The 23,120-nt window shown below is 66.4% G+C and carries 21 protein-coding genes, 1 tRNA gene and 1 pseudogene; 20 read left to right on the top strand and 3 right to left on the bottom strand.

The genetic code is table 11. The features are described 5' to 3' along the window. The first annotated feature begins 31 nt into the window (after nt 1–31). Nucleotides 32–1,036, top strand: a complete 1,005-nt coding sequence (locus ACZK0Z_RS16895; protein ID WP_049428528.1) for a 2-hydroxyacid dehydrogenase — start codon at nt 32–34, stop codon at nt 1,034–1,036. A gap of 50 nt (nt 1,037–1,086) precedes the next feature. Continuing rightward, nucleotides 1,087–1,162, top strand: a tRNA-Thr gene (locus tag ACZK0Z_RS16890). Nucleotides 1,163–1,232: 70 nt separating this feature from the next. Here ACZK0Z_RS16890 and ACZK0Z_RS16885 read toward each other — a convergent pair. Continuing rightward, nucleotides 1,233–1,868, bottom strand: a complete 636-nt coding sequence (locus ACZK0Z_RS16885) for a GyrI-like domain-containing protein (protein WP_049428525.1) — start codon at nt 1,866–1,868, stop codon at nt 1,233–1,235. Between the two features lie 352 nt (nt 1,869–2,220). Here ACZK0Z_RS16885 and cyoA point away from each other — a divergent pair, with 352 nt between their 5' ends. From cyoA to cyoD, 4 genes are read left to right on the top strand one after another with little or no spacing between them, the layout of a single operon-like run. After that, nucleotides 2,221–3,261, top strand: a complete 1,041-nt coding sequence (gene cyoA, locus ACZK0Z_RS16880; RefSeq protein ID WP_049431185.1) for a ubiquinol oxidase subunit II — start codon at nt 2,221–2,223, stop codon at nt 3,259–3,261. A 2-nt stretch (nt 3,262–3,263) separates the two neighbouring features. Next, the gene (cyoB, locus tag ACZK0Z_RS16875) at nt 3,264–5,261 is read left to right on the top strand and encodes a cytochrome o ubiquinol oxidase subunit I (protein ID WP_005408582.1); all 1,998 of its coding nucleotides are present in this window, start codon (nt 3,264–3,266) and stop codon (nt 5,259–5,261) included. Next, nucleotides 5,258–5,896, top strand: coding sequence for a cytochrome o ubiquinol oxidase subunit III (gene cyoC, locus ACZK0Z_RS16870; RefSeq protein WP_005408583.1), 639 nt, complete (start codon nt 5,258–5,260; stop codon nt 5,894–5,896). Before cyoB ends, cyoC begins: the two co-directional genes overlap by 4 nt. After that, on the top strand, nt 5,896–6,237 hold the full coding sequence (gene cyoD, locus ACZK0Z_RS16865) for a cytochrome o ubiquinol oxidase subunit IV (RefSeq protein ID WP_197632048.1): 342 nt from the start codon (nt 5,896–5,898) through the stop codon (nt 6,235–6,237). Before cyoC ends, cyoD begins: the two co-directional genes overlap by 1 nt. 219 nt (nt 6,238–6,456) lie before the next feature. On the opposite strand, the gene ACZK0Z_RS16860 is transcribed toward cyoD, so the two are convergent. Beyond that, the gene (locus ACZK0Z_RS16860; RefSeq protein WP_197632047.1) at nt 6,457–8,514 is read right to left on the bottom strand and encodes an EAL domain-containing protein; all 2,058 of its coding nucleotides are present in this window, start codon (nt 8,512–8,514) and stop codon (nt 6,457–6,459) included. Between the two features lie 149 nt (nt 8,515–8,663). On the opposite strand from ACZK0Z_RS16860, the gene radA reads away from it, so the two are divergent. The 4 genes from radA (at nt 8,664) to ACZK0Z_RS16840 (ending at nt 15,014) form a co-directional block, all read left to right on the top strand. Beyond that, entirely contained in the window at nt 8,664–10,040 is a 1,377-nt protein-coding gene (radA, locus tag ACZK0Z_RS16855) for a DNA repair protein RadA (protein ID WP_005408586.1), read from the top strand. A 202-nt stretch (nt 10,041–10,242) separates the two neighbouring features. Then, on the top strand, nt 10,243–12,099 hold the full coding sequence (locus ACZK0Z_RS16850) for an ATP-binding protein (protein WP_197619861.1): 1,857 nt from the start codon (nt 10,243–10,245) through the stop codon (nt 12,097–12,099). A 49-nt stretch (nt 12,100–12,148) separates the two neighbouring features. Further along, a complete protein-coding gene (locus ACZK0Z_RS16845; protein ID WP_197632046.1) occupies nt 12,149–14,455 on the top strand; it encodes a tetratricopeptide repeat protein in 2,307 nt (768 codons plus the stop codon). Between the two features lie 94 nt (nt 14,456–14,549). Further along, the gene (locus ACZK0Z_RS16840) at nt 14,550–15,014 is read left to right on the top strand and encodes a YqhG/Tai3 family protein (protein WP_049431198.1); all 465 of its coding nucleotides are present in this window, start codon (nt 14,550–14,552) and stop codon (nt 15,012–15,014) included. A 100-nt stretch (nt 15,015–15,114) separates the two neighbouring features. Here the strand turns inward: ACZK0Z_RS16840 and ACZK0Z_RS16835 are convergent, their stop codons facing one another. Then, nucleotides 15,115–15,909: a cytochrome C assembly family protein gene (locus tag ACZK0Z_RS16835; RefSeq protein ID WP_049431201.1), complete on the bottom strand. Its 795-nt coding sequence runs from the start codon at nt 15,907–15,909 to the stop codon at nt 15,115–15,117. Nucleotides 15,910–16,031: 122 nt separating this feature from the next. Between ACZK0Z_RS16835 and ffh the strand changes: the two genes are divergently transcribed. From ffh to ACZK0Z_RS16785, 10 genes and pseudogenes are all read left to right on the top strand, one after another. Beyond that, the gene (ffh, locus tag ACZK0Z_RS16830) at nt 16,032–17,408 is read left to right on the top strand and encodes a signal recognition particle protein (protein ID WP_014036403.1); all 1,377 of its coding nucleotides are present in this window, start codon (nt 16,032–16,034) and stop codon (nt 17,406–17,408) included. Nucleotides 17,409–17,499: 91 nt separating this feature from the next. Then, entirely contained in the window at nt 17,500–18,576 is a 1,077-nt protein-coding gene (locus ACZK0Z_RS16825; RefSeq protein WP_049431204.1) for an NAD(P)H-dependent flavin oxidoreductase, read from the top strand. Next, a pseudogene (locus ACZK0Z_RS16820) lies at nt 18,573–19,383 on the top strand (aminotransferase class IV family protein). Before ACZK0Z_RS16825 ends, ACZK0Z_RS16820 begins: the two are co-directional and overlap by 4 nt. Before the next feature lie 99 nt (nt 19,384–19,482). Beyond that, the gene (gene rpsP / locus ACZK0Z_RS16815; protein WP_005408594.1) at nt 19,483–19,743 is read left to right on the top strand and encodes a 30S ribosomal protein S16; all 261 of its coding nucleotides are present in this window, start codon (nt 19,483–19,485) and stop codon (nt 19,741–19,743) included. A 44-nt stretch (nt 19,744–19,787) separates the two neighbouring features. After that, nucleotides 19,788–20,300 carry a ribosome maturation factor RimM gene (gene rimM / locus ACZK0Z_RS16810; RefSeq protein WP_049431209.1) on the top strand — a complete coding sequence of 171 codons (513 nt, stop codon included), beginning with the start codon at nt 19,788–19,790 and terminating at the stop codon, nt 20,298–20,300. 8 nt (nt 20,301–20,308) lie between these two features. After that, nucleotides 20,309–21,067: a tRNA (guanosine(37)-N1)-methyltransferase TrmD gene (gene trmD / locus ACZK0Z_RS16805; protein WP_049431211.1), complete on the top strand. Its 759-nt coding sequence runs from the start codon at nt 20,309–20,311 to the stop codon at nt 21,065–21,067. A 154-nt stretch (nt 21,068–21,221) separates the two neighbouring features. After that, complete coding sequence (gene rplS / locus ACZK0Z_RS16800; RefSeq protein WP_005415736.1) at nt 21,222–21,623, top strand: 50S ribosomal protein L19; 402 nt, start codon at nt 21,222–21,224, stop codon at nt 21,621–21,623. Nucleotides 21,624–21,705: 82 nt separating this feature from the next. Next, on the top strand, nt 21,706–22,086 hold the full coding sequence (locus ACZK0Z_RS16795) for a DUF6404 family protein (protein ID WP_049431213.1): 381 nt from the start codon (nt 21,706–21,708) through the stop codon (nt 22,084–22,086). An 80-nt stretch (nt 22,087–22,166) separates the two neighbouring features. Beyond that, on the top strand, nt 22,167–22,601 hold the full coding sequence (locus ACZK0Z_RS16790) for a DUF1801 domain-containing protein (protein ID WP_049431215.1): 435 nt from the start codon (nt 22,167–22,169) through the stop codon (nt 22,599–22,601). A gap of 38 nt (nt 22,602–22,639) precedes the next feature. Continuing rightward, nucleotides 22,640–23,047, top strand: coding sequence for a DUF1801 domain-containing protein (locus tag ACZK0Z_RS16785; protein ID WP_049431216.1), 408 nt, complete (start codon nt 22,640–22,642; stop codon nt 23,045–23,047). Nucleotides 23,048–23,120 lie beyond the last annotated feature (73 nt).

Here is a 23,120-nt window from a genome sequence, read left to right as displayed (position 1 = left end):
GGTCGGCATGGCATTCCACCCAGGTTCTTCCATGCAGATCGCCGTCTTCAGCGCCCGACCCTACGACCGTCGCTTCCTGGACGACGCCAACCTGCGCGATGCAGCGGGGCAGGGTTACACGTTCGTCTACTTCGATGCCGCGCTGGATGTGCATACCGCAGCACTCGCACAGGATTGCGCCGCCGTCTGCGTGTTCGTCAACGACCGGCTGGATGCGGCGGTGCTGCGCGCGCTGCACGTGTTGGGCGTGCGTGCGGTGCTGCTGCGCTGTGCGGGCTTCAACAATGTGGACCTGGCCGCTGCGGAAGCACTGGACCTGTTCGTCGCCCGGGTGCCTGCGTATTCGCCCGAGGCCGTGGCCGAGCATGCACTGGCGCTGGTGATGACCCTCAACCGCCAGACCCATCGCGCTTACAACCGCGTGCGCGAAGGCAACTTCATGCTCGATGGCCTGCTGGGGCGCACCCTGCATGGACGCACCGTCGGCATCGTCGGTACCGGCAAGATCGGGCTGGCCACCGCGCGCATATTCAAGGGCATAGGCTGCACCGTGCTGGGGCATGACCCGTATCCGTCGGCCGCCTTCGCGGGTGTCGGCGAGATGGTGGAGCTGGATGAACTGCTGGCGCGCGCCGACATCGTCTCGCTGCACTGCCCGCTGACACCCGGTACCCAGCACCTGATCAACGACGCCTCTCTGGCGCGGATGAAACCCGGTGCAATGCTGGTCAACACCTCACGCGGCGCACTGGTGGACACCCATGCAGTGATCCGCGCGCTGAAGTCGCGCCGGCTCGGCCACCTGGCCATCGACGTGTACGAACAGGAAAGCGCGTTGTTCTTCCAGGACCTGTCCGGCGAGATCATCGACGACGAGGCCTTCCAGCGCCTGATGACCTTCCCCAACGTCCTGGTGACCGGCCACCAGGGCTTCTTCACCGTGGAGGCGCTGCAGGAGATCTCGGCGATCACGCTGGGGAACCTGCAGGATTTCGCCGCCGGGCGGGTGTGCGCCAACCGGGTAGAGGTTAGCTGAGTCGGATGGATTGACCGCCGGGGCGTCAAGCCCTTAAAATCGCGGGCTACGCCGGAATAGCTCAGTTGGTAGAGCGGCGCATTCGTAATGCGTAGGTCGCAGGTTCGACTCCTGTTTCCGGCACCAGTTGCATGAAAAGCCCCGGCCTTGGTCGGGGCTTTTTGTTTGGGCATTTGAAGCAATCACGGGCCTTGTGTCATGAGCGCGAACCCTTAACAGGCTCAAGCGCCCGCACCGGCTGCCGCAGTACGGTCTTCAACCGCGCAGCGTCGGTCCTGCGCGGGTCGCCCAGGTAGATCTCGTGATGGGGGCCGGCGAAGGTGTAGCCCAGCGAAGGCATCAGTTCATCGTGCAACTTCGCCAGGATCGGGCCCTCCTCATCGTAGGCACCAATATGCAGGGTCTGCAGGCAGAGGCCTTCTTCGAGAATTTCGTGGCGGAGGCTGGCCGGAACGTCGCCCAGTTTCTTCACTGCCTTGGCAATGGCAGCCTCCAACTGCGCTGGACTGATCCCGTCCGGCGTGCGGATCATCACCGTCCACCTCCACTCATCCTTGCGGCGTGCCACAAAGCTCGACGGATCCTCGGCGGTCCACAGCGCTTCCAGCGGTGGCACCACGTAGTCCTGGCCTTCGCTCTTCAGTGCAAACTTCAGCGCATAGCTCACCGCGTACAGCCACTGCACGGCCAGCTGGTAGGCCGGGGCCGTGTTCGGGTCACCGCGGCCGTCGATCATCAGGTAGGGCAGGGGCGGTACGTCCACCGTTACGAACCGGCCCGCCGGGGGCTGGTACAACGCGCGATCACGCTTCTTGAAGTTGATCTTGTCCATGGGGCTTCCTCCAACGCCAAGCATCCCATGCATTACCTTCGCGGGCATGCCTGAACATGTTCAGGCGACCTTTCCGGGCACGGGCGGAGCAGCCGCCATCGCCCGATGCCAGGATGCCGCCCGCGAGCGCTCTGCCCGCCGTGGCCGCGCACTGCGACAACGTGTCGCAGCCTGAAACGGGCCTTTCCTGCGCCTGATCATTGTCAATGCCTTTCTTAAATGGTGGGTGACGGCCTAAAATTGAAAGGCTGACTCGACCCCACCTCCCTGCCTGTCTTCCGGACCGGCGGGACCGGCTTTTGCCGGAACAGGCAGGACGGGGAACGGCATTCCCTCGCAATTGGATCGACCGATGATTCCGTTGAAAACCCTTGGGCGCTGGTTGCGCCCGGGCCTGCTGCTGTCGTTGCTGGTGATGCTCACCGGCTGCGATGCCGTGGCCATCCTCAGTCCGAAGGGCCAGATCGGCCAGGATGAGAAGACCCTGCTGATCACGGCCACCGTGCTCATGCTGCTGGTCGTCATCCCGGTCATCATCATGACCCTGACCTTCGCGTGGAAGTATCGCGCCTCCAACACCAAGGCCCGTTACGAGCCGAAGTGGTCCCACTCGACGGCGATCGAGGTGGTGGTGTGGTCCATTCCCTGCATGATCGTGCTGGTGCTGGCGGTCCTGACCTGGCGTTCGTCGCACGCGCTGGACCCGTACAAGCCGCTGGAATCGGACGTCAAGCCGGTCACCATCGAGGCGATCTCGCTGGACTGGAAGTGGCTGTTCATCTATCCGGAAGAGAAGGTGGCGGTCGTCAACGAAATCAAGTTCCCGGTCAACACGCCGCTGAACTTCAAGATCACGTCCGATTCGGTGATGAATGCCTTCTTCATCCCGCACCTGGGCAGCATGATCTACTCGATGGCTGCGATGGAGACCAAGCTCCACCTGATCGCCAACGAGACCGGTGAATTCCCGGGCATGTCCTCGCACTACAGCGGCGCGGGCTTCGCCAAGATGCACTTCACTGCCTACTCGGTCACCGATGCCGAATACCGCCAGTGGCTGGACCAGGTCCGTGCCGGCGAGCAGACCCTGGACAAGACCTCGTTCAAGGCGCTGGGTGAAGCACGCAACGCGGAGTGGTACCCGGTCACCTACTTCGGCAAGACCGAAGAAGGCCTGTTCAACTGGGTCATCGCCAAGCACATGGGCGACAACAAGCACTACGGCATGAAGCACGAACATGCCGGTGCCGCCGCTGCCGATGCCGCCAGCCATGAAGCGCACGAGGGCCACGCCCCCAGTGACGCGCATGATTCCAAGGAATCGGGTGAAAACCTGGATGCCACCGAACACGAACACGCTGGCCATGCTGGCCATGCGGGTTCGGGAGAATGAACATGTTGGGAAAACTCTCTCTTGAGTCGATCCCCCACGATCCGATCGTGCTGACCACCCTGGTCGGCGCGGTGCTGGGTGGCCTGGGCGTCATGGCCCTGATCACCAAGTTCAAGCTGTGGGGCTATCTGTGGAAGGAGTGGTTCACCTCGGTGGACCACAAGAAGATCGGCGTGATGTACCTCATCGTCGCCTTCGTCATGCTGCTGCGCGGCTTCTCCGACGCCATCATGATGCGTACCCAGCAGGCGCTCGCCGTCGGCGGGTCCGAGGGTTACCTGCCGCCGCACCACTACGACCAGATCTTCACCGCCCACGGCGTGATCATGATCTTCTTCGTGGCGATGCCGCTGATCACCGGCCTGATGAACCTGGCCGTGCCGCTGCAGATCGGTGCTCGCGACGTCGCGTTCCCGTTCGTCAACTCGCTCAGCTTCTGGCTGTTCGTGTCCGGCGCGGTGCTGATCATGCTGTCGCTGTGGATCGGTGAATTCGCCGCCACCGGCTGGCTGGCGTTCCCGCCGTTGTCAGGCATCGAATACAGTCCAAGCGTAGGCATGGACTACTACATCTGGGGTCTACAGGTCGCAGGCCTGGGTACCACGCTGAGCGGTATCAACTTCTTCATCACCATCCTGAAGATGCGTACCCCCAGCATGAAGCTGATGCAGATGCCGGTGTTCACCTGGACCGCCCTGGTGACCAACGTGCTGATCGTCGCCGCCTTCCCGGTGCTGACCATCACCCTGGTGCTGCTGACCCTGGACCGCTACCTGGGCACGCACTTCTTCACCAATGACGGTGGCGGCAACGCCATGCTGTACATCAACCTGATCTGGATCTGGGGTCACCCGGAGGTGTACATCCTGGTCCTGCCGGCGTTCGGTGTGTTCTCCGAAGTCATCGCGACCTTCTCGCGCAAGGCGCTGTTCGGCTACAAGGGCATGGTCTACGCCACCGCCTGCATCGGCGTGCTGTCGTTCATCGTGTGGCTGCACCACTTCTTCACCATGGGCTCGGGTGCCAACGTCAATGCCTTCTTCGGCATCACGACGATGATCATCTCGATCCCGACCGGCGTGAAGATCTTCAACTGGCTGTTCACCATGTTCCGCGGCCGCGTGCACTTCACCACCCCGGTGCTGTGGACCATCGGCTTCATGGTCACCTTCGTCATCGGCGGCATGACCGGCGTGATGCTGGCAATCCCGGCCATCGACTTCGTGCTGCACAACAGCCTGTTCCTGATCGCCCACTTCCACAACGTCATCATCGGCGGCGTGGTGTTCGGCATGTTCGCCGGCATCACCTACTGGTGGCCGAAGATGTTCGGCTTCCGCCTCAATGAGTTCTGGGGCAAGTGCGCGTTCTGGTGCTGGTTCATCGGCTTCTACGTGACCTTCATGCCGATGTACGTGCTGGGCTTCATGGGCATGACCCGCCGCCTGCAGAGCACCGTCAACCCGGCCTATGAGCCGCTGCTGCTGATCGCCGCCGCAGGTGCCTTCATCGTGGGTGCCGGCATCCTGTGCCAGATCATCCAGGTGGCCGTGTCGATCCGCGACCGCAAGAAGACCGTCGACCTGACCGGCGACCCGTGGGATGCCCGTACGCTCGAGTGGGAAACCTCTTCGCCGCCGGCCTTCTACAACTTCGGCACCCTGCCGGAAGTCACCGAACTGGACGATTTCTGGGAGCGCAAGCAGCGTGGTGAAGCCTGGCCGAAGCCGGCCAAGTACACCGACATCCACATGCCGCGCAACACCGGCACGGGCGTTGTCATCGGTGCTTTCAGCCTGGTGTTCGGCTTTGCGATGATCTGGCACATCTGGTGGCTGGCCATCGTCGGCTTCGTCGGCATGATCGCCACGTTCATCTACCGCACCTTCGACCAGGACGTGGACTACTGGGTCCCGGCCGCCGAGGTGGAACGCATCGAGAACGAACACCGCAAGCACCTGGAAGCCCAGGGCCTGGTGAAGTCGGAGCTGAAGGCATGAGCACCAATACCTCGACCCTGAGCCACGGGCACGCCGCGCATGCGGCGGCCCATGGCCATGACGACCACGAGCACCACGACACCGGCGGCAACACCGTCTTCGGTTTCTGGGTGTACCTGATGAGCGACTGCCTCATCTTCGCCTCGCTGTTCGCCACCTACGTGGTGCTGGCAGGCGGCACCGATGGTGGCCCCACCGCGAAGGACCTGTTCGAACTGCCGTTCGTGGCATGGGAAACCGCGCTGCTGCTGACCTCGTCGCTGACCTTCGGCCTGGGCATGATCGCCATGCACCGCAAGCAGATGGGCCAGATGTACCTGTGGCTGGGCATCACCTGGCTGCTGGGCTTCGGCTTCATGTGCATGGAAGTGTGGGAGTTCCAGCACCTGATCCACCAAGGCTACGGTCCGGACCGCAGTGCCTTCCTGTCGGCATTCTTCGCCTTGGTCGGTACCCACGGCCTGCACGTCAGCGCCGGCCTGTTGTGGCTGCTGGTGATGTTCGTGCAGCTGAAGAAGTACGGCCTGACCCCGACCAACAAGACCCGCATGGCGTGCCTGAGCCTGTTCTGGCACTTCCTGGACCTGATCTGGATCGGCGTGTTCTCCGTCGTCTACCTCAATGGAGCCCTGTAATGGCACATGACAACCATGCACACGACCACGGCACCGGCGGCGAAAGCCATGGCACCGTGAAGTCGTACCTGATCGGCTTCGGGCTGGCGGTGGTGCTGACCGTCATCCCGTTCTGGATGGTGATGTCGGGCGATTTCTCGCGCACCGTCAACGGTGTGGTCATCGCCATCACCGCGGTGCTGCAGATGCTGGTCCACCTGGTGTTCTTCCTGCACCTGGACCGCTCCTCGGAAAGCCGCTGGAACGTCAACGCTGCGGCCTTCACCGTGGTGGTGATCGGCATCATCGTGGTCGGCACCCTGTGGGTCATGCACAACATGAACGTGCACATGATGCACTGACGTCTTCGCGACGTTGCCACGCAGAAAGGCCGCCCTCGGGCGGCCTTTCTGTTTTTCCGTCGTCCGGTAGTGCCGGTCGCTGGCCGGCAACCGCGGGAAGCCGGCCAGCGGCCGGCTCTACCCGTAGATCCACGCCATGCGTGGATGAACCGCGCGCACGATCCATCCGGGGGCAGAGCCCTTGCCTGCGGCAAGGGGCCCGACCTCGAAACCGGGACCTCACCCCACCCGGCGCAGGAACTCGTCGGCGTCCATCGGCCGGCCCAGGTGGTAGCCCTGCAACTGGTCGCAGCCCAGCTCGCTCAGGTATTCACGCTGCGCCTGCGTCTCCACGCCTTCGGCCACCACCTGCAACTGCAGGGTGCGGCCCAGCGCGATGATCGACGAGACGATGGCGGCATCTTCGGCGTTGCACTCCAGGTCGTGCACGAATGCACGGTCGATCTTCAGTTCGGTGGCGGGCATGCGCTTCAGGTAGAGCAGGCTGGAATAGCCCGTGCCGAAGTCGTCGATGGCAATGTGCACGCCCATCGCGGTCAGGTCGTTGAGAATCGCCAGGCTGGCGTCCACGTCCTTCATCGCGGTGGTCTCGGTGATCTCCAGGGTCAGGCACGCCGGTTTGATGCGGTGCCGCTCCAGTGCCTCGCGCACACTGTCCAACAGGGCCGGCGAGGAGAACTGCAGTGGCGACAGGTTCACCGCCATCGACCATTCGGCATGTCCGGCATCGTGCCACGCACGCAGCTGCGCGCAGGCGCGGTCCAGTACCCAGTCGCCGATCGGCAGGATCAGGCCGCTGCGCTCGGCGATGGGAATGAACACATCCGGTGCCAGCAGGCCCAGCTCCGGGTGCTGCCAGCGCAGCAGGGCCTCGGCGCCGGTGGCCGGTGCACCCGCCGCGGGGAATTTGGGCTGGTAATGCAGTACCAGTTCGTTGCGCGTGATCGCCTTGCGCAGGTCCTGCAGCAGGCGCAGCTGGCGGTTGGCGCTCAGCTGCATCGACGGCGTAAAGAAGGTATAGCCGTTCCGGCCGGTTTCCTTGGTGTGGTACATCGCCGCATCGGCGTGTGCCATCAGCTCGCGTTCGTTGACGGCATCATCTGGATACAGGGCGATGCCGAGGCTGGCGCTGACCTGCAGTTCGGCCGCGTCCAGGGTGAACGGCTCGCCCGCAGCAGCGATGATGCGCTCGGCCACGACCACGGCATCGTCGGGAATGTCGATGGCCAGCACGATCACGAACTCGTCGCCGCCGAGGCGGGCGAAGGTGTCCTGCGGGCGCAGCAGGCCGCCGATACGCTGTGCCACCGCCACCAGCAGGCGGTCACCGAGCTGGTGACCATAGGCATCATTGACCGCCTTGAAGCCGTCCAGGTCGCAGAACATCACCGCCACCGCCTGGTTGCGCCGCCGCGCCTTCTCGATGGCCTGCTCGATGCGGTCCTGCAGCAGCATGCGGTTGGGCAGCTGGGTCAGCGGGTCGTGCAGGGCGGCCTGGATCAGCTTGTCGTTGGCGTGCGCCAGCGAGTCGGCCAGCAGCCCGGTGCGCACGCGCATCTGCCGGTCGAACAGCGAGGCCACCAGGGCGATGCCCAGGGTCGCCACGGTGGTGACGATCACCAGCACTGCCAGCCAGCGCGTATCGATGCCGCCACTGCCCACCGCGCCACAGATGCTGCCTGCGGGGAAACGCGCCGCAGCCATGCCGGTGTAATGCATGCCCACGATGGCCACGCCCATCACCAGCGAGGCGAGCACGCGCAGGCGCAGGGTGTTGCGCTGTTCGGCACGCAGGCGGAAGGCGATCCACAGCGCAGCACCGGCGGCACCGATGGCCACCGCGATCGAGGCGGCGAACCAGCCGGGGTGGTAGTCGATGCCCGGCTGCATGCGCATCGCGGCCATGCCCAGGTAGTGCATGGTGGCAATGCCCAGCCCCATCAGTACCGCGCCAGCCAGCAAGCGCCGCCAGGGCAGGCTGGGTCGCGACACCAGCCACAGTGCGTAGGCCGAAGCGCCAATCGAGACCGCCAGCGAATACAGGGTGATGCCGAGGTCGTAGCCGACCGGGATCGGCAGGTCGAAGGCGAGCATGCCGATGAAGTGCATCGACCAGATGCCCAGGCCCATTGCCGCCGCACCCCCGGCCAGCCACCAGCGGGCCACGCGCCCCTCGGCCGTGGCCAGGCGTCCGGCCATGTCCAGCGCCGTGTACGAAGCAAGAATGGCCACCAGCAGGGAGATGATGACCAGGCTCTGACTGTAACTGCCAGTCATGTTGAATCCAGTGGGGGAGGGAGGGGCGCCCGCAAGGCGCACGCCCGCGACCCCTATCGGCGCGGGTGGGTGGGACTTGAGCGGTCGCAGCACCTGCGACCCGGCTCGGCTATCCTGCCACGCCTGTTCCCGTTGCTGGAAATCATCCAATGGCAAAAGCCCGCACCGCCTACGTCTGCAATGAATGCGGCGCCGAATTCAGCAAGTGGCAGGGCCAGTGCACCGAGTGCAATGCCTGGAACTCGCTGTCGGAAATCGTGCTGGAGAGCGCGGCGGCGGCCAAGGCGCCGGCGTCGCGGCGGGCGGGCTGGGCGGGCAAGATCGATCCGCCGAAGATCACCGCCCTGAAGGACGTGGAGCAGACCGAGCACCGACGGGTCAGTACGGGCATCGGTGAGTTCGACCGCGTGCTGGGCGGCGGCCTGGTCGAGGGCGCGGTGGTGCTGGTCGGCGGCGACCCGGGCATCGGCAAGTCCACCCTGCTGCTGCAGGCAGTGGCGAAGATGGCGGCCGAACTGCCGGTGCTGTACGTCACCGGCGAGGAGTCGCTGGCGCAGGTGGCCGGCCGCGCGCACCGGCTGGAACTGCCACTGGATGGCGTCAACGCGCTGGCCGAGACCGGCGTCGAGTCGATCCTGCAGCATGCCTCCAGGGCCGGCCCGCGGTTGATCGTGGCCGATTCGGTGCAGACCCTGTGGACCGAGAGCCTGACCGCCGCGCCGGGTTCGGTCAGCCAGGTGCGCGAGAGCGCGGCGCGCTTGGTGCGTTTTGCCAAGGAGACCGGCACCGCCGTGTTCCTGGTCGGCCACGTGACCAAGGAGGGCGGCATCGCCGGCCCGCGCGTGCTCGAGCACATGGTCGATGCGGTGCTGTATTTCGAAGGCGAGAGCGGCAGCCGCTTCCGCCTGTTGCGCGCGTTCAAGAACCGCTTCGGCGCGGTGAACGAGCTGGGCGTGTTCGCGATGGGCGACAAGGGCCTGAAGGAAGTCTCCAACCCCTCGGCGATCTTCCTGTCCGGCGGCAGCACCCATCAGCCGGGCAGCTGCGTGATGGTCACCCGCGAGGGCACCCGGCCGCTGCTGGTGGAGGTGCAGGCGCTGGTAGATGCTTCGCCGCTGTCGAACCCGCGCCGTGTCGCGGTCGGCCTGGAGCAGAACCGGCTGGCCATGCTGCTGGCCGTGCTGCACCGTCATGGTGGCGTGCTGGTCGGCGACCAGGACGTGTTCGTCAATGTGGTCGGGGGTATCCGCGTACAGGAGACTGCGGCCGACCTGCCGGTGCTGCTGGCGGTGCTGTCCTCGCTGCAGGACCGGCCGCTGGCGGAAAAGACGATTGCCTTTGGCGAGGTTGGCCTGTCCGGCGAGATCCGCCCGGTGCCCAATGGCGAGGACCGCCTGCGCGAGGCCGCCACCCATGGTTTCAAGCGCGCCATCGTGCCCAAGGCCAATGCGCCCAAGGGTGGTTCGGTGAAGGGCATGGAAGTGATTGCGGTGGAACGCCTGTCCGAGGCCATCGACGCGGCGTGATGCCCGTCCTGTAGGGCCGAGCCCACGCTCGGCTGCTTCTTGTAGAGTCGAGCCATGCTCGACGGGTGGTCGAACAGCAGCCGAGCATCGGCTCGGCTCTACACGTGTCCAATGCAGTAACGGTCAGCTTCCTTGTGCTAGTTTTTCCCGCTCGACGAAGACACCCTCTGGCGTCTTTCCGTGCCCAGGAGTAAACGATTACATGCAGGACAACGCGCTCACCGCCCCCAACGCCGAAATCCGTCGTGCCGGGGTCGATCTCAATGGACTGATGACGGTGCTGGGCAAGCACCTGTACTCCACCCCGGTGGTGGCGCTGCGTGAGCTGGTGCAGAACGCGCACGACTCGATCATCCGCCGTCGCATCGAACAGCCGGGCATCGAAGTGCCTTCGCGCATTTCGGTACAGGTCGATGCCGCTGCCGGCGTGCTGCGCATCACCGATACCGGTGCCGGCCTGACCCGCCAGGAAATCCACGACTACCTGGCCACCGTCGGCGTCGGCTACACCCGTGGCCTGCGCCAGGGCGGCGAGGACGACGAAGGCCTGATCGGCATGTTCGGCCTCGGCTTCCTGTCGGCCTTCGTACTGGCGCGCCGGGTCAGCGTGCGTACCACCTCGTACCAGACGCCGGAGCTGGGGCATCTGTACGTGTCCAGCAATGCCGAGCAATACACCGTCAGTGAAGTGCCGGCGCGGTCGGTCGGTACCGAGGTGGAGCTGGAGCTGCATCCGGACTTCCTGCCGCTGGCCAACGAGGCGCGCCTGCATGAGGTGCTGGGCCGCTACTGCGCGTTGCTGTCCGAACCGATCTTCATCGGTGCTGCGGCCGAGGCGCTCAACCCCGAGCCGCCGCCGTGGCGCGGCCAGGGCGACGTCGCTGTGCATCCGGTGCAGGCGCGGCGCCAGGCGCTGCAGTTCGCAGCGCGCTTCGAGCACGATTTCGAGCCGATCGTCACCGTGCCGTTGCGCGCGGATGGCAACAGCGATGCCACCGGCCTGCTGTGGGTGCAGGACGGTGCTACCTACGGCACCAGCGACAACCGCAACCTGTCGGTGTTCGTGCGCGGCATGCTGCTGGACGACGACGCCCGCGACCTGCTGCCGCCCTGGGCCGGCTTCATCGGCGGGGTGATCGAATCCTCGCGTCTCACGCCTACCGCCAGCCGCGAAGACCTGCAGCGCGACGACCAGTACCGAGCCGTGCAGCATGCACTGCTGGAAGCGCTGATCGACGGCCTGGCCGACGTTGCGAAGCAGCAGCCGGAAGCCTGGCGACGCGTTCTCACGCGCCATAATGAGGCCTTGCTGGGCGCGGCGCTGTGTGATGACCGCCTGTTCGAACTGCTGATGGAGCATGTGCGGGTACCGACCTCGCAGGGCGACCTGCCGGCCAGTGCGCTGCCGGCGCGCGGTGCCGTGCATGTCATCCTCGACAACGGCGGTGGTTTTGAAGAGATGCTGTTCCGCGCGATGGGCGTACCGGTCGCGCACGGCCATCGCTATGCGGTGGTGCCATTCCTGCGGCGCTGGGCCCAGGCCAAGGGCCTGCGCCTGGTCGAGCTCGGCACCGAGCAGGGCAACCGCGCACTGTTCCGCAGTGATGACAGCCTCGACGAGGCGCAGCTGGCGTGGCTGCGCGAACAACTGGGCGACGGCGAGCAGCTGCTGCCCGCACGTTTCAGCCCGGAGGCGCTGCCGGTGGTGGTGGTGCCCGACCGCGAGGCCGAGCTGAAGCAGCGGCTGGAAGACGACGAGAACGACAAGCGCGTCTCGATGGCCGCGCTGCGCCTGGCCCGGCAGTTCACCGCACGCATCGAATCGCGTGCACCGTCGCGGCTGTACCTCAACCTCGACAACCCGGCGGTGCAGGCACTGCTGCGCGCCCAGCGCGAGGGCCACCCACAGGCCGAGGCCGCAGCCCGCCTGCTGCGCTCGCTGAAAGTCATCGTCGCCGCGCAGGGCCGCCCGCTGGCACGCGCGACTGCTACGCCGGGCCCGGATCTCAATGGTGCCTTCACCGATATCGCCGGTGCCCTGCAGCAGATGCTGCGCTGAGCACCGCACCCTCTCATCCAGCCTTCGCTAGACAGGAGCAATTACCCCCATGGACATCTGGAACTGGGTCGAAAAGCTGCAGGGTGACCTGCGCCAGGCCGGCCAGGCGCAGAACGCGCACCTGCTGAACCGTCTCGCCGACGAGGTCAGTGAACTGCAGATCGACCGCGTCGATGCCCTGCTGCCCGAAGCACGCGCCCTGGGCAAGGCGCTGGACAACCCTTGGGTTGACGTCTACGTCGGCCACTGGGCGCTGCGCAACCGCGTCGGCAACCGCGTGGAAGGCGAGAGCGCACTCGGCGAAGCCGTAGCGCTGTTCGAGCGCGCGCACCGCGAGGACACCCTGGAATGCCCGCAGTCGATCTGCGTGACCCAGGACCTGGCCGCCTGCTACGGCAACATCGACGGCCCGGGCTGGGTGCCCGAGCGCATCGAGGTCTGCGACGAAACCCTTGGCCGCATCGACCCGAGCTGGGCCTGTTTCCAGTGCCTGAGCTGCGAGAAGGCCGATGCGCTGCTCGATGATGGCCGTGGCCAGGAGGCGCTGGATTACCTGCAGGTGCAGGCCGATGCCGTGGAAGCCTGTGGCAAGGAAGTGTTCGACAGCTTCCCCGAGATGCAGATCAAGATCCTGCTCGCTGTCGGCCGTGCCGACGAGGCACTGGCGCTGATCGAGAAGCGCGAGGCCGAAGTGGCAGCCTCCGGGGAGTACGAGCCGGCCAACTGCACGGTGCCGCGCCGCCTGTCCAAGGCCTGGGCGCTGGCCCAGCTGGGCCGCGACGAAGAGGCGCTGCAGCAGCTGGTGCCGTGGAGCGAGCTGACCCCGAACTACTGGCGCCTGTGGGCCAACACCGCCGCCGCGCTCTGTCAGCGGGATCCTGCGCGCAACACCTGGGATCTGGGCACGCGCTTCAACACCATCATCGAGCACTTCGCACGGGTCGGTTCGCACCGCCTGCTGATCGAAGTCGCGGCGCTGAGCCTGGAGCTGGCGCTGCAGCGTGGCGCGCGCTGGGTGGCACTGCGGCAGCTGGAACTTGCCCGCACCCATCTGGCGCAGCTGCGCCAGGATCGGGGTGCTGCGGCGCTGGTGGCAGGCCTGGCCGCGCGCATCGAGGCATTACCGGACGTCGCGCCGCTACCGGTGCCGGCGGGCGAGCTGCTGGCATGGCTGGACGCGCAGGGCGAACAGAACCAGTCGCGCGATCCCGAGCGCGAAGCGCAGTGGTTGCTGCAGGCGCATGCCGAGCTGCCCGATGACGAGGCGCTGGCTGACATGGCCGCCTCGGCACTGAATGCCTGCGGCGCGCAGGCCGAGGCGCGGTCGCTGCTGTGGCGGTTCGTACGCGGCCATACCCAGCACGATGGCCCCGCGGCCTACACGCTGATGCGCTGGCTGGCCGAACAGGGCGATGACGACGGACTGCGCCAGCTGGCCGATCTCTATCGCGGCAGCGTGCCGGTGTTCGCGCACTGGTGCGAGGTGCAGCGTGCACGCCGTGTGTCCGACTGGCCGGCGCTGGAGCAGGCGGCCCGATCGCTTCTGGAGCTGTCTCCGGGCTCGCACGGCGCGCGTGGCACGCTGGCGCGGATGTACATGGAAACCGGCCGCTTCAGCGAAGCACAGGCCTGCTATGCGCAGCTGGTTGAATTGCTGGAAGAGCCGAATGCCGCGCATTGGGACCACATGAGTGCCGCCAGCGCGGCGCGCGACTGGGACGCCGTGCGTCGCTCGGCGACGGCGATAGGCATGGAATTGTCCAGCCAGGACGGCGTGGTCGAGGAGCCGTGGGGATGGGTGATCATCCGCAGCGAAGAGAACGGCGAACCGATGGAGTACTACGCCCGTCGCAGCGGTCCGGTGACCGCGCGCATCGTCGAGAACGCGCCGTCCAACCGCGCCCAGCAGGTGGGTGACTGGGTGGTGTTCGATGCAGCGCTGGTGCATCCGGCCCCGGAGGAAGAAGAAGCGCGCGAGCATTTCATCCCGACCTATGCGCAGGTGCATGTGCTGGAGCGCGGCGGCTTCGCCCGCAGCTGGATGATCGATGGCGCGCACCCGGGCGAAGAGGCCTGGAATGCCTTCGTCGAGGCGGCCGAAGCACAGGGCTGGAAGGTGTGGTCACACAGCCGGCCGGACTACACCGTCACCGACCCCGATGTGGAAGACGGCACGCTGCCCGGCCTGCTGTTCACCGTGGCACAGCCGCAGGACCATGCACCGCTGGCACTGCATCGCTTCCTGCAGCAGGAAACCGCGACGTGGCCGCATCCGCATTGCTGGCTGCGTCTGGCCGAGGCCTGCGACCAGGATCGCCAGCCGCACCTGGACGTGATCGAGCGCTACGGGCTGTAAGTAGAGCCGAGCCTGCGCTCGGCTTATGCTGGGACGCAGCCGAGCATGGGCTCGGCTCTACAAAAGATCGCCATCACGACCAGAGGGATTGGACATGCGAAAGACAGGGATGCTCGTGATCGCCGGCCTGCTGCTGGCGCCCGCCGCACAGGCCGCGCCCACCTGTCAGGAGCCTGCCGCTGTGGCCCGCGCCTTCTACGAGGCAACGACGGGTGATGGCGACCTGCTGGAGCCGCCACCGGCGCTGGTCAGTCCCGCCTTCGGCAAGGCACTGCGCGGCGAGCGTGCCTGCCAGGAACGCGAACAGGGCATCTGCACGATCGATTCCGATCCGTGGCTGGATGCGCAGGACGGCGACATCGAAACCCCGGTGCGCTACAGCTGGAAAGCGGCCTCGGCGAATTCCGGCCAGGTCGAGATGCGCTATTCGGTTTGGGAGAAGGCCTACGTGACCCGCCTGCCGATGGTGCGCCAAGCGCAGGGCTGCTGGCAGGTCGATGACATCCTCACCAACAGTGGCCGTTCGGTGCGGAAGATCCTGGCCCAGCCGCTGCCTTGATCGTCTGCGGCATCCACGCAGGGCGTGGTTCAGTTGCCGGCCAGCGGCCGGCACTACCAGGTGATGTTGGGGTGGGTGCCGACCGTTGGTCGGCACGCCTCTACCGCGTATGCCCAAACACCAGTTCGATCACGAACTGGCTGCCGAAGAACGCCAGCAGCAGCAACAGCATCGCCGCCAGCGTCCAGTGCACCGCCTTCATGCCGCGCCAGCCGTAGCGACGGCGGCCGATCAGCAACACGCCGAATACGATCCATGACAACACGCTCAGCACGGTCTTGTGCACCAGCTTCTGCGCCAGCAGGTCATCGACGAACAGCACGCCGGTGACCAGGGTCAGGGTGAGCAGCGCGAAGCCGACGGTGATCACCCGGAACAGCAGGGATTCGAGGTCGGCCAGCGGCGGCAGTGCGCGCAGCCACGGGCGGAACTCACGACGGCGCAATGCACGCTCCTGCAGCCACAGCATGATCGCCAGCAGCGCGGCGATGCTCAGCGTCGCGTAGGCCAGCAGTGCCAGCCAGGCATGACTGGCCAGGCGCCAGCCCAGCACCTTGCTCGGTTCGTGGCCGTAGCCGTGGTAGGCCAGCAGCAGCACCCCGGCCAGCGGGAACACGACCACGCCCAGCGCCGACATCCGCCCGCGCGCGCCGACCAGCGAGGTCAGCCAGGCCATGCCCAGGCCGACCAGCGACAGCGCGGCGAAGAAGTGCATGTCCGGGCCGCCGTTGGTGCGCATTGCGACCAACACGTGGTAGCTGCCATGCAGCAGCATCGCCGGCAGGGCCGGCCACAGCCAGGTGGGCGCGCCAGGGGTTCCATCGCGGCCGAGCGCGCGCACCAGCAGGGCACTGGCAGCCAGGTACAGCAGGACGGCGATGAGAACGATTGTCATCGTTGCAGTTTCGCATACCCCCGCGGTGGTGGCGACGGCCGCAGCGTCGCAGCCCGGGGGCAGGGGCGGACCCGTTATACTGTCTGCCTTATTGTCCCCCGCTTTCAGACAGGTTGCGCCGCATGTTCGAGTCCCTGACCCAGCGCCTTTCCGGCACCATCGAGCGCCTGCGTGGCCGTGGCCGCCTGACCGAGGAGAACATCCGCGAGGCGACCCGCGAGGTCCGCATCGCGCTGCTTGAAGCCGACGTCGCACTGCCGGTGGTGCAGGCCCTGATCGAGCGCATCAAGGTGCGCGCGGTCGGCCAGGAAGTGCTGAAGTCGCTGACCCCGGGCCAAGCCCTGATCAAGGTCGTGCGCGACGAGCTGACCGCGGTGATGGGTGCTGAAGCCAGCGACCTGAACCTGAATGTTCCGGCCCCGGCCATCATCCTGATGGCGGGCCTGCAGGGCGCCGGCAAGACCACCACCGTGGGCAAGCTGGCCAAGCACCTGAAGGAAAAGCGCAAGAAGAAGGTGATGGTGGTCTCGGCCGACGTGTACCGTCCGGCCGCGATCGAGCAGCTGAAGACCCTGGCCGAGCAGGTGGGCGTGCTGTTCTTCCCGTCCAGCGCCGACCAGAAGCCGGAAGCCATCGTCCGCGCCGCCATCGACGATGCGCGCAAGTCGTTCGTGGATGTACTGCTGGTCGATACCGCCGGCCGCCTGGCCATCGACGAAGCGATGATGGCCGAGATCAAGGCCCTGCACGCGGCGGTGAACCCGGCCGAAACCCTGTTCGTGGTCGACGCCATGACCGGCCAGGACGCGGCCAACACCGCCAAGGCCTTCGGCGACGCGCTGCCGCTGACCGGCGTGGTGCTGACCAAGACCGACGGTGACGCCCGTGGCGGTGCCGCGCTGAGCGTGCGCTACATCACCGGCAAGCCGATCAAGTTCGTCGGTGTCAGCGAAAAGCCGGAAGGCCTGGATGTGTTCCATCCGGACCGTATCGCCAGCCGCATCCTGGACATGGGCGACGTGCTGTCGCTGGTCGAGCAGGTCGAGCAGCAGGTCGACAAGGACAAGGCCGCCAAGCTGGCCGAGAAGGTCGCCAAGGGCAAGAAGTTCGACCTGAACGACATGCGTGACCAGCTGGAGCAGATGCAGAACATGGGCGGCATTGGCGGCCTGATGGACAAGCTGCCGGGCCTGGGCAACATCCCCGACCATCTGAAGCAGCAGGTCAGCCAGGGCAAGGAAGTGCCGCGCATGATCGCCATCATCGGCTCGATGACCAAGAAGGAACGGCGCAACCCGAACCTGCTCAATGGCTCGCGCCGCGCGCGCATCGCCAAGGGCTCGGGCGTGACCCCGGCCGACGTCAACAAGCTGATGAAGCAGTACATGCAGATGGAAAAGATGATGAGCAAGATGGCCGGCGGCGGCATGAAGGGCATGCTGCGGAGCATGAAGGGCATGATGGGTGCCATGGGCGGCCGTGGCATGCCGTTCCGTTGATGCAGCGACGGGGCCGGCGCGCATTGCGATCCGGCCCCGGTCACAATGACTGGCGTATGCTGGGCGGCGACTTCTCCAACGGGTATGTCGCGTGAACGCATCGCCGATTCTTGAACGCGCCGACACCTTCTGTCGGCGTTTTTCATTGCAGCTTCCGATCCTGCTGGCACCTATGGCCGGCGCCTGCCCGGTACCGTTGTCGGCCGCGCTGGCCAATGCCGGCAGCATGGGGGCAATGGGCGCGGTGCTGTCGTCATCGGCCGATATCGGTCGTTGGATGGAGGACTTCCGCGCGACCTCCACCGGCCCGGCGCAGGTGAACCTGTGGGTGCCGGACCCCGTACCTACCCGTGACGTTGCCGCCGAGGCCGCCAGCCGCGCTTTCCTGGCGCAGTGGGGCCCGGACGTGCCGGCCAGCGCCGCCGATGCCACGCCCGCCGACTTCGAAGAACAGTTCGCCGCACTGCTGGCCGCGCGCCCGGCGGTGGCCTCGACCATCATGGGCGTGTTGCTGCCGCGCCACGTGCAGCAGCTGAAGGACGCCGGCATTGCCTGGATCGCCTGTGCGACTACGCTGTCCGAAGCGCGTGCCGCACAGGACGCCGGTGCGGACGCGGTGGTGGCGCAGGGCATGGAGGCCGGTGGCCATCGCGGTGCGTTCGATCCGGCAATGGCCGAGCGCCAGCTGGTCGGCCTGTTCGCGTTGCTGCCGCGCCTGGCCGATCACCTGCAGATTCCAGTGATTGCCGCTGGCGGTATCGCCGATGGCCGTGGCATCGCGGCCGCACTCACCCTGGGGGCCAGCGCCGTGCAGATCGGCACCGCCTTCCTGCGCACGCCCGAAGCGGCGATCGCCTCGGCGTGGGCCGATGGGCTGGCCGCCAGCGAACCGGAAGATACCTGGCCGACCCGCGCCTTCAGTGGCCGCCTGGGCCGCGGCCTGGCGACACCCTATGTACGCGCGGCCGCTGCGGAAGGCGCCCCGGCGCCGCGTCCGTATCCGGTGCAGCGCGGCCTGACCGCGCCGATGCGCAAGCAGGCTGCGCAGGAAAACCGCCTGGCGGCGATGCAGGCCTGGGCCGGGCAGTCGGCGTGGATGGCGCCGGCACAGCCGGCCGCCGACGTGCTGCGCGGCATGTGGGAACAGGCGCAGGCACTGCTGCGATGACGCTGACCTGTAACGGCCTGCCGGCACAGGTCGAGGATCTGCTGCCGGCGCTGGTGAACTACGGCCACTTCACTTCGCTGCAGGTGCGCGACCACGCCGTGCAGGGACTGGACCTGCATCTGGCGCGGCTGTCGCAGGCCACGCGCGAACTGTTCGGCAGCGAGCTGGATACGGCGCAGGTGCGGGGTTGGATGGCGCAGGCGCTGCGGCAGGCCGGCCTGGGCGATGCCTCGCTGCGGGTGACGGTGTACTCGCGTCGCTTCGATTTCCGAAACCCGCTCGCGGCGGTGCCGGTGGACGTGCTGGTGGCGGTGTCCGCGCCGGTGACGCTGACCGCCTCAAAGCGCGTGCGAAGCGTGGCCTGGCAGCGTGAACTGCCGCAGCTCAAGCATGTGGGCACCTTTGGCCTGTTCGCCGAGCGTCGCGCGGCGATGGCGGAAGGATTCGACGATGTGCTGTTCGTGACCGCCGAGGGCCACGTGAGTGAAGGCAGCACCTGGAACCTGGCTGTGCACGATGGTGAACGGTTGCTCTGGCCGCAGGCGCCGGCCCTGCGCGGTACGGCCGAGGCGCTGCTGAAGCGGCACTGGCCGGGCCCGCAGGCCACGCAGCCTCTGCAGCTGGCGGATCTGGCCGGTGTGAAGGCCGCCTTCGCCTGCAACGCCAGCGGCCTGTGGGCGCTGGAGGCCATCGACGGGCATGTCCTGCCCGGCTCGCAGGCCTTGGCTGAACAGGGAAGGGCGGTGCTGGCGGCGGTGCCTTGGGACAGATTGGGGTGATCCCTTTTGCGGCGCAAAAGGGATCTGACCCCGGGAGTTCACCCCTGGGGTTGGCTCGGCCGAGCTCTGCCGCTATAATCGCCCGCTTACCTCGCCATCCTGGCGACTGGGCAATAGGAAAAACACCATGGTCAAGATTCGACTGACCCGCGGCGGCGCCAAGAAGCGTCCGTTCTACCACATCATCGTCACCGACGTGCGCAGCGCGCGCGACGGCCGCAACATCGAGCGCGTTGGTTTCTACAACCCGGTCGCCCAGGGCGGCGAGAAGCGCATCGAGCTGGACCTGGCCCGCGTTGACCATTGGGTCAAGAACGGCGCCCAGCCGACCGACAAGGTCCGCAACCTGATCAAGGAAGCGACCAAGTCCCAGGCCGCTGCGGCCTGATCCTGACGGGCCACGCTTCGGCGTGGCCCTCTTGGTTGAAGCAGATGAAAGATATCGAGCGCCGCATCCTGCTGGGCAGGGTTGTCGGCGCTTTTGGTGTGCGCGGCGAGATCAAGCTCGAGTCCTGGACCGAGCCACGTTCCGCCATTTTCCGTTACCAGCCGTGGATCGTGCGCAGCCCGTCCGGCGTGGAAACCACGATTGAAGGTGTGCGTGGCCGCGACAGCGGCAAGCACCTGGTCGCCCGTTTCCCCGGTGTCGAGGACCGTGATGCGGTCGAAGCGATGCGCGGCACCGAGATCTACGTGGCCCGCAGTGCCCTGCCGCCGCCGAAGCCCGATGAGTATTACTGGGTGGACCTGGAAGGCCTGGATGTGAAGACCACCGAGGGCGTTGCCCTGGGCCAGGTCTCGCACCTGTTCAGCACCGGCGCCAATGACGTGGTGGTGGTCCGGGGTGACCGCGAGCGGATGATTCCGTTCGTGCAGCCGGACTTCGTCAAATCGGTCGACTTCGAGGCCAACCTGGTCGTGGTCGACTGGGATCCCGAGTTCTGAGTGTGAGCATGCGTTTCGACGTCATCACCCTGTTCCCCGAGTTCCTCGCCCAGTCCGCCGGACTGGGCGTGGTCGGGCGCGCGCAGGAGAAGGGGTTGTTCAGCCTGCATGGCTGGAATCCCCGTGATTACGCCGAAGGCAACTACCGCCGGGTGGACGACCGTCCGTTCGGCGGTGGCCCGGGCATGGTGATGCTGATCGAGCCGCTGCAGGCCTGCCTGCAGGCGATCCGCGACGCTGATCCGACCCCGGCGCGGGTGATTTACCTCAGCCCGCAGGGGGCGCCGTTGACCCAGGCCAAGGTGCGGGAACTGGCGGCATTGCCGCGCATGGTCCTGCTCTGCGGCCGTTATGAAGGCATCGACGAGCGTTTCCTGGAGGCCAATGTCGACGAGGAGATTTCCCTCGGCGACTACGTGCTGTCTGGCGGCGAACTGGGTGCGGCAGTGATCATCGACGCCGTGGCCCGCCTGCAGGACGGGGCGCTGAACGACGCTGAATCGGCCGCCCAGGACAGCTTCGAAGGTGACCTGGGCCTGCTCGACTGCCCGCACTACAGCCAGCCGGCCCAGCACCCGCTGGGTGACGTGCCGGACGTGCTGCGCTCGGGCAACCATGCGGCCATCGCCGCCTGGCGCCGCCAGCAGTCGCTGGTCCGTACCGCCCAGCGGCGCCCGGACCTGCTGGATGAACAGGCGCTGGGCAAGGCTGACCGCAAGCTGCTGGAACAGGCCCGCCAAGCCCAGAGACAGAAGGCCGACCCCTAGCGCAGGGCCGGCTTTATCGGCTATCATGGTCAATTACCGCCAGCCTCGGCCGGCGCGCGCAGTACCCACAACAAACGTGCAGCACAGTCCGGTGACTGCATGAGCCTACGTTGTCGACACGACACGCCCACCCGAACAAGAATCGGTGTAACCCATGAGCAAGCTGAACAAGTCCATCGTCGCGGAATTCGAATCCGCCCAGATCACCCGTGAACTGCCGAAGTTCAGCCAGGGCGACACCGTTGTCGTCAACGTGAAGGTGAAGGAAGGCAGCCGCGAGCGCGTGCAGGCCTACGAAGGCGTCGTCATCGCCACCAAGAACGCCGGCCTGAACTCCTCGTTCACCGTCCGCAAGATCTCGCACGGCTACGGCGTCGAGCGCGTTTTCCAGACCCACAGCGCCATCATCGACTCGGTCGAAGTGAAGCGTCGTGGTAAGGTCCGCGCCGGCAAGCTGTACTACCTGCGTGGCCTGGAAGGCAAGGCTGCCCGCATCAAGGAAGACCTGGCTGCCGCTGCTGCCGCCAAGGCTGCCCGTCTGGCCGATAAGGCCTGATAAACAACTTCGGTTGTTGCCGCGACGGCCACCTTCGGGTGGCCGTTTGCGTTTCCGGCATCGCATCGGCCACGATCAGGTGATGAACGACATCAATCCGCGCTATCCCGCCGTGATCCAGTCGGCGTTGCGCTTCCTCGACGGCAAGGGGCTGGCGCGCGTGCAGTCGGCGCCGCTGCTGTACCGCCTGCTATGGCGCCTGGGCATTGCGCTGCCGCCACCGATCCTGGCCGGCTTCGGCATCAATGCGCTGGTGCAGGGCCTGCTGTTCGGGTTGTTCTGGACCGCGCTGATATGGCTGATGCTGTGGCAGGGCAGCGAGCGCCCGCTGGCGCTGCTGCTGGTGGCCGGTCTGTTGGCCGGCGCGCTGTTCGGCGTGGTGATGGCGGCCCTGATGCGCTCGCTGCGCCGCCACCGCAAGCTGCCGGACTGGCGGCAGTTCCGCGCGCGGCAGGCGGACTGAGCTGATGGCGCACCGCGCCGTGACCAGCAGGCGCGCGTCGCGCTAGGCTGACGGCATCATCCCGATGGACGTGCCGTGCGATGCCCGCCAAGCGAACCGCACCCTCCGCCGCCCCAACACTGCTGTCCGGCGGCAACCCGCAGATCGCCAAGGGCGAGGGCAATGCCCCGGTGCAGGCCTACATTGCCGCCATGCCGGACTGGAAACGTCCGATCGGCGAACAGCTGGATGCGCTGATCGAACAGGCCGTACCCGGCGTGCACAAGGCGGTGAAGTGGAACTCGCCGATGTACTCGGTGGCCAGGGGCGAAGGCTGGTTCCTCAGCTTCCATTGCTTCACCCGCTACATAAAGGTCGCGTTCTTCCGCGGCGCCGCGCTGAGGCCGGTGCCGCCGGAGCCGTCCAAAAGTGCCGATACGCGTTACCTGCACATCGAGCAGGATGGCGTGCGGGATGAGGCACAGTTCCTCGACTGGGTGCGCCAGGCGGCCGCATTGCCTGGAGAACGCATGTAAGTCCACCGTTACGATCTCCTTGCCGACGAGAACCGCTGATGACCACGCACGCGCCGAACCCTGACGACGCCGGAACCACGGCGGCTGAACTGATCGATGCGCGCATCGCCGAGCTGGGCGACTGGCGCGGCGAAACGCTGGCCCGCGTGCGTGCATTGATCCATGAGGCGTTGCCTGACGTGCAGGAAACCTGGAAGTGGCGTGGCACGCCGGTGTGGGAGCACAACGGCATCCTGTGCACCGGCGAGACCTACAAGCAGGCGGTGAAGCTCACCTTCGCCAACGGTGCGGCGCTGGCCGATCCGAAGGGCCTGTTCAACGCCAGCCTGGATGGCAACACGCGGCGTGCGATCGACATCCATGAAGGTGCGATGCCCAATGCCGCGGCGTTGAAGGCGTTGTTGCGGGAAGCCGCGAAGTTCAACGCCGCAAAGAAGAAACGCTGACCGCTTCCCGTAGAGCCGAGCCCACGCTCGGCTGGGAGGCTGTGCCTGTGCGGACCAACGGTCCGCACCTACC

It is taken from the genome of Stenotrophomonas sp. 116085_Sma, assembly GCF_056479585.1.
Note: the sequence above shows the minus strand (reverse complement) of the source record. Positions and strands in the feature narration are given on the sequence as shown.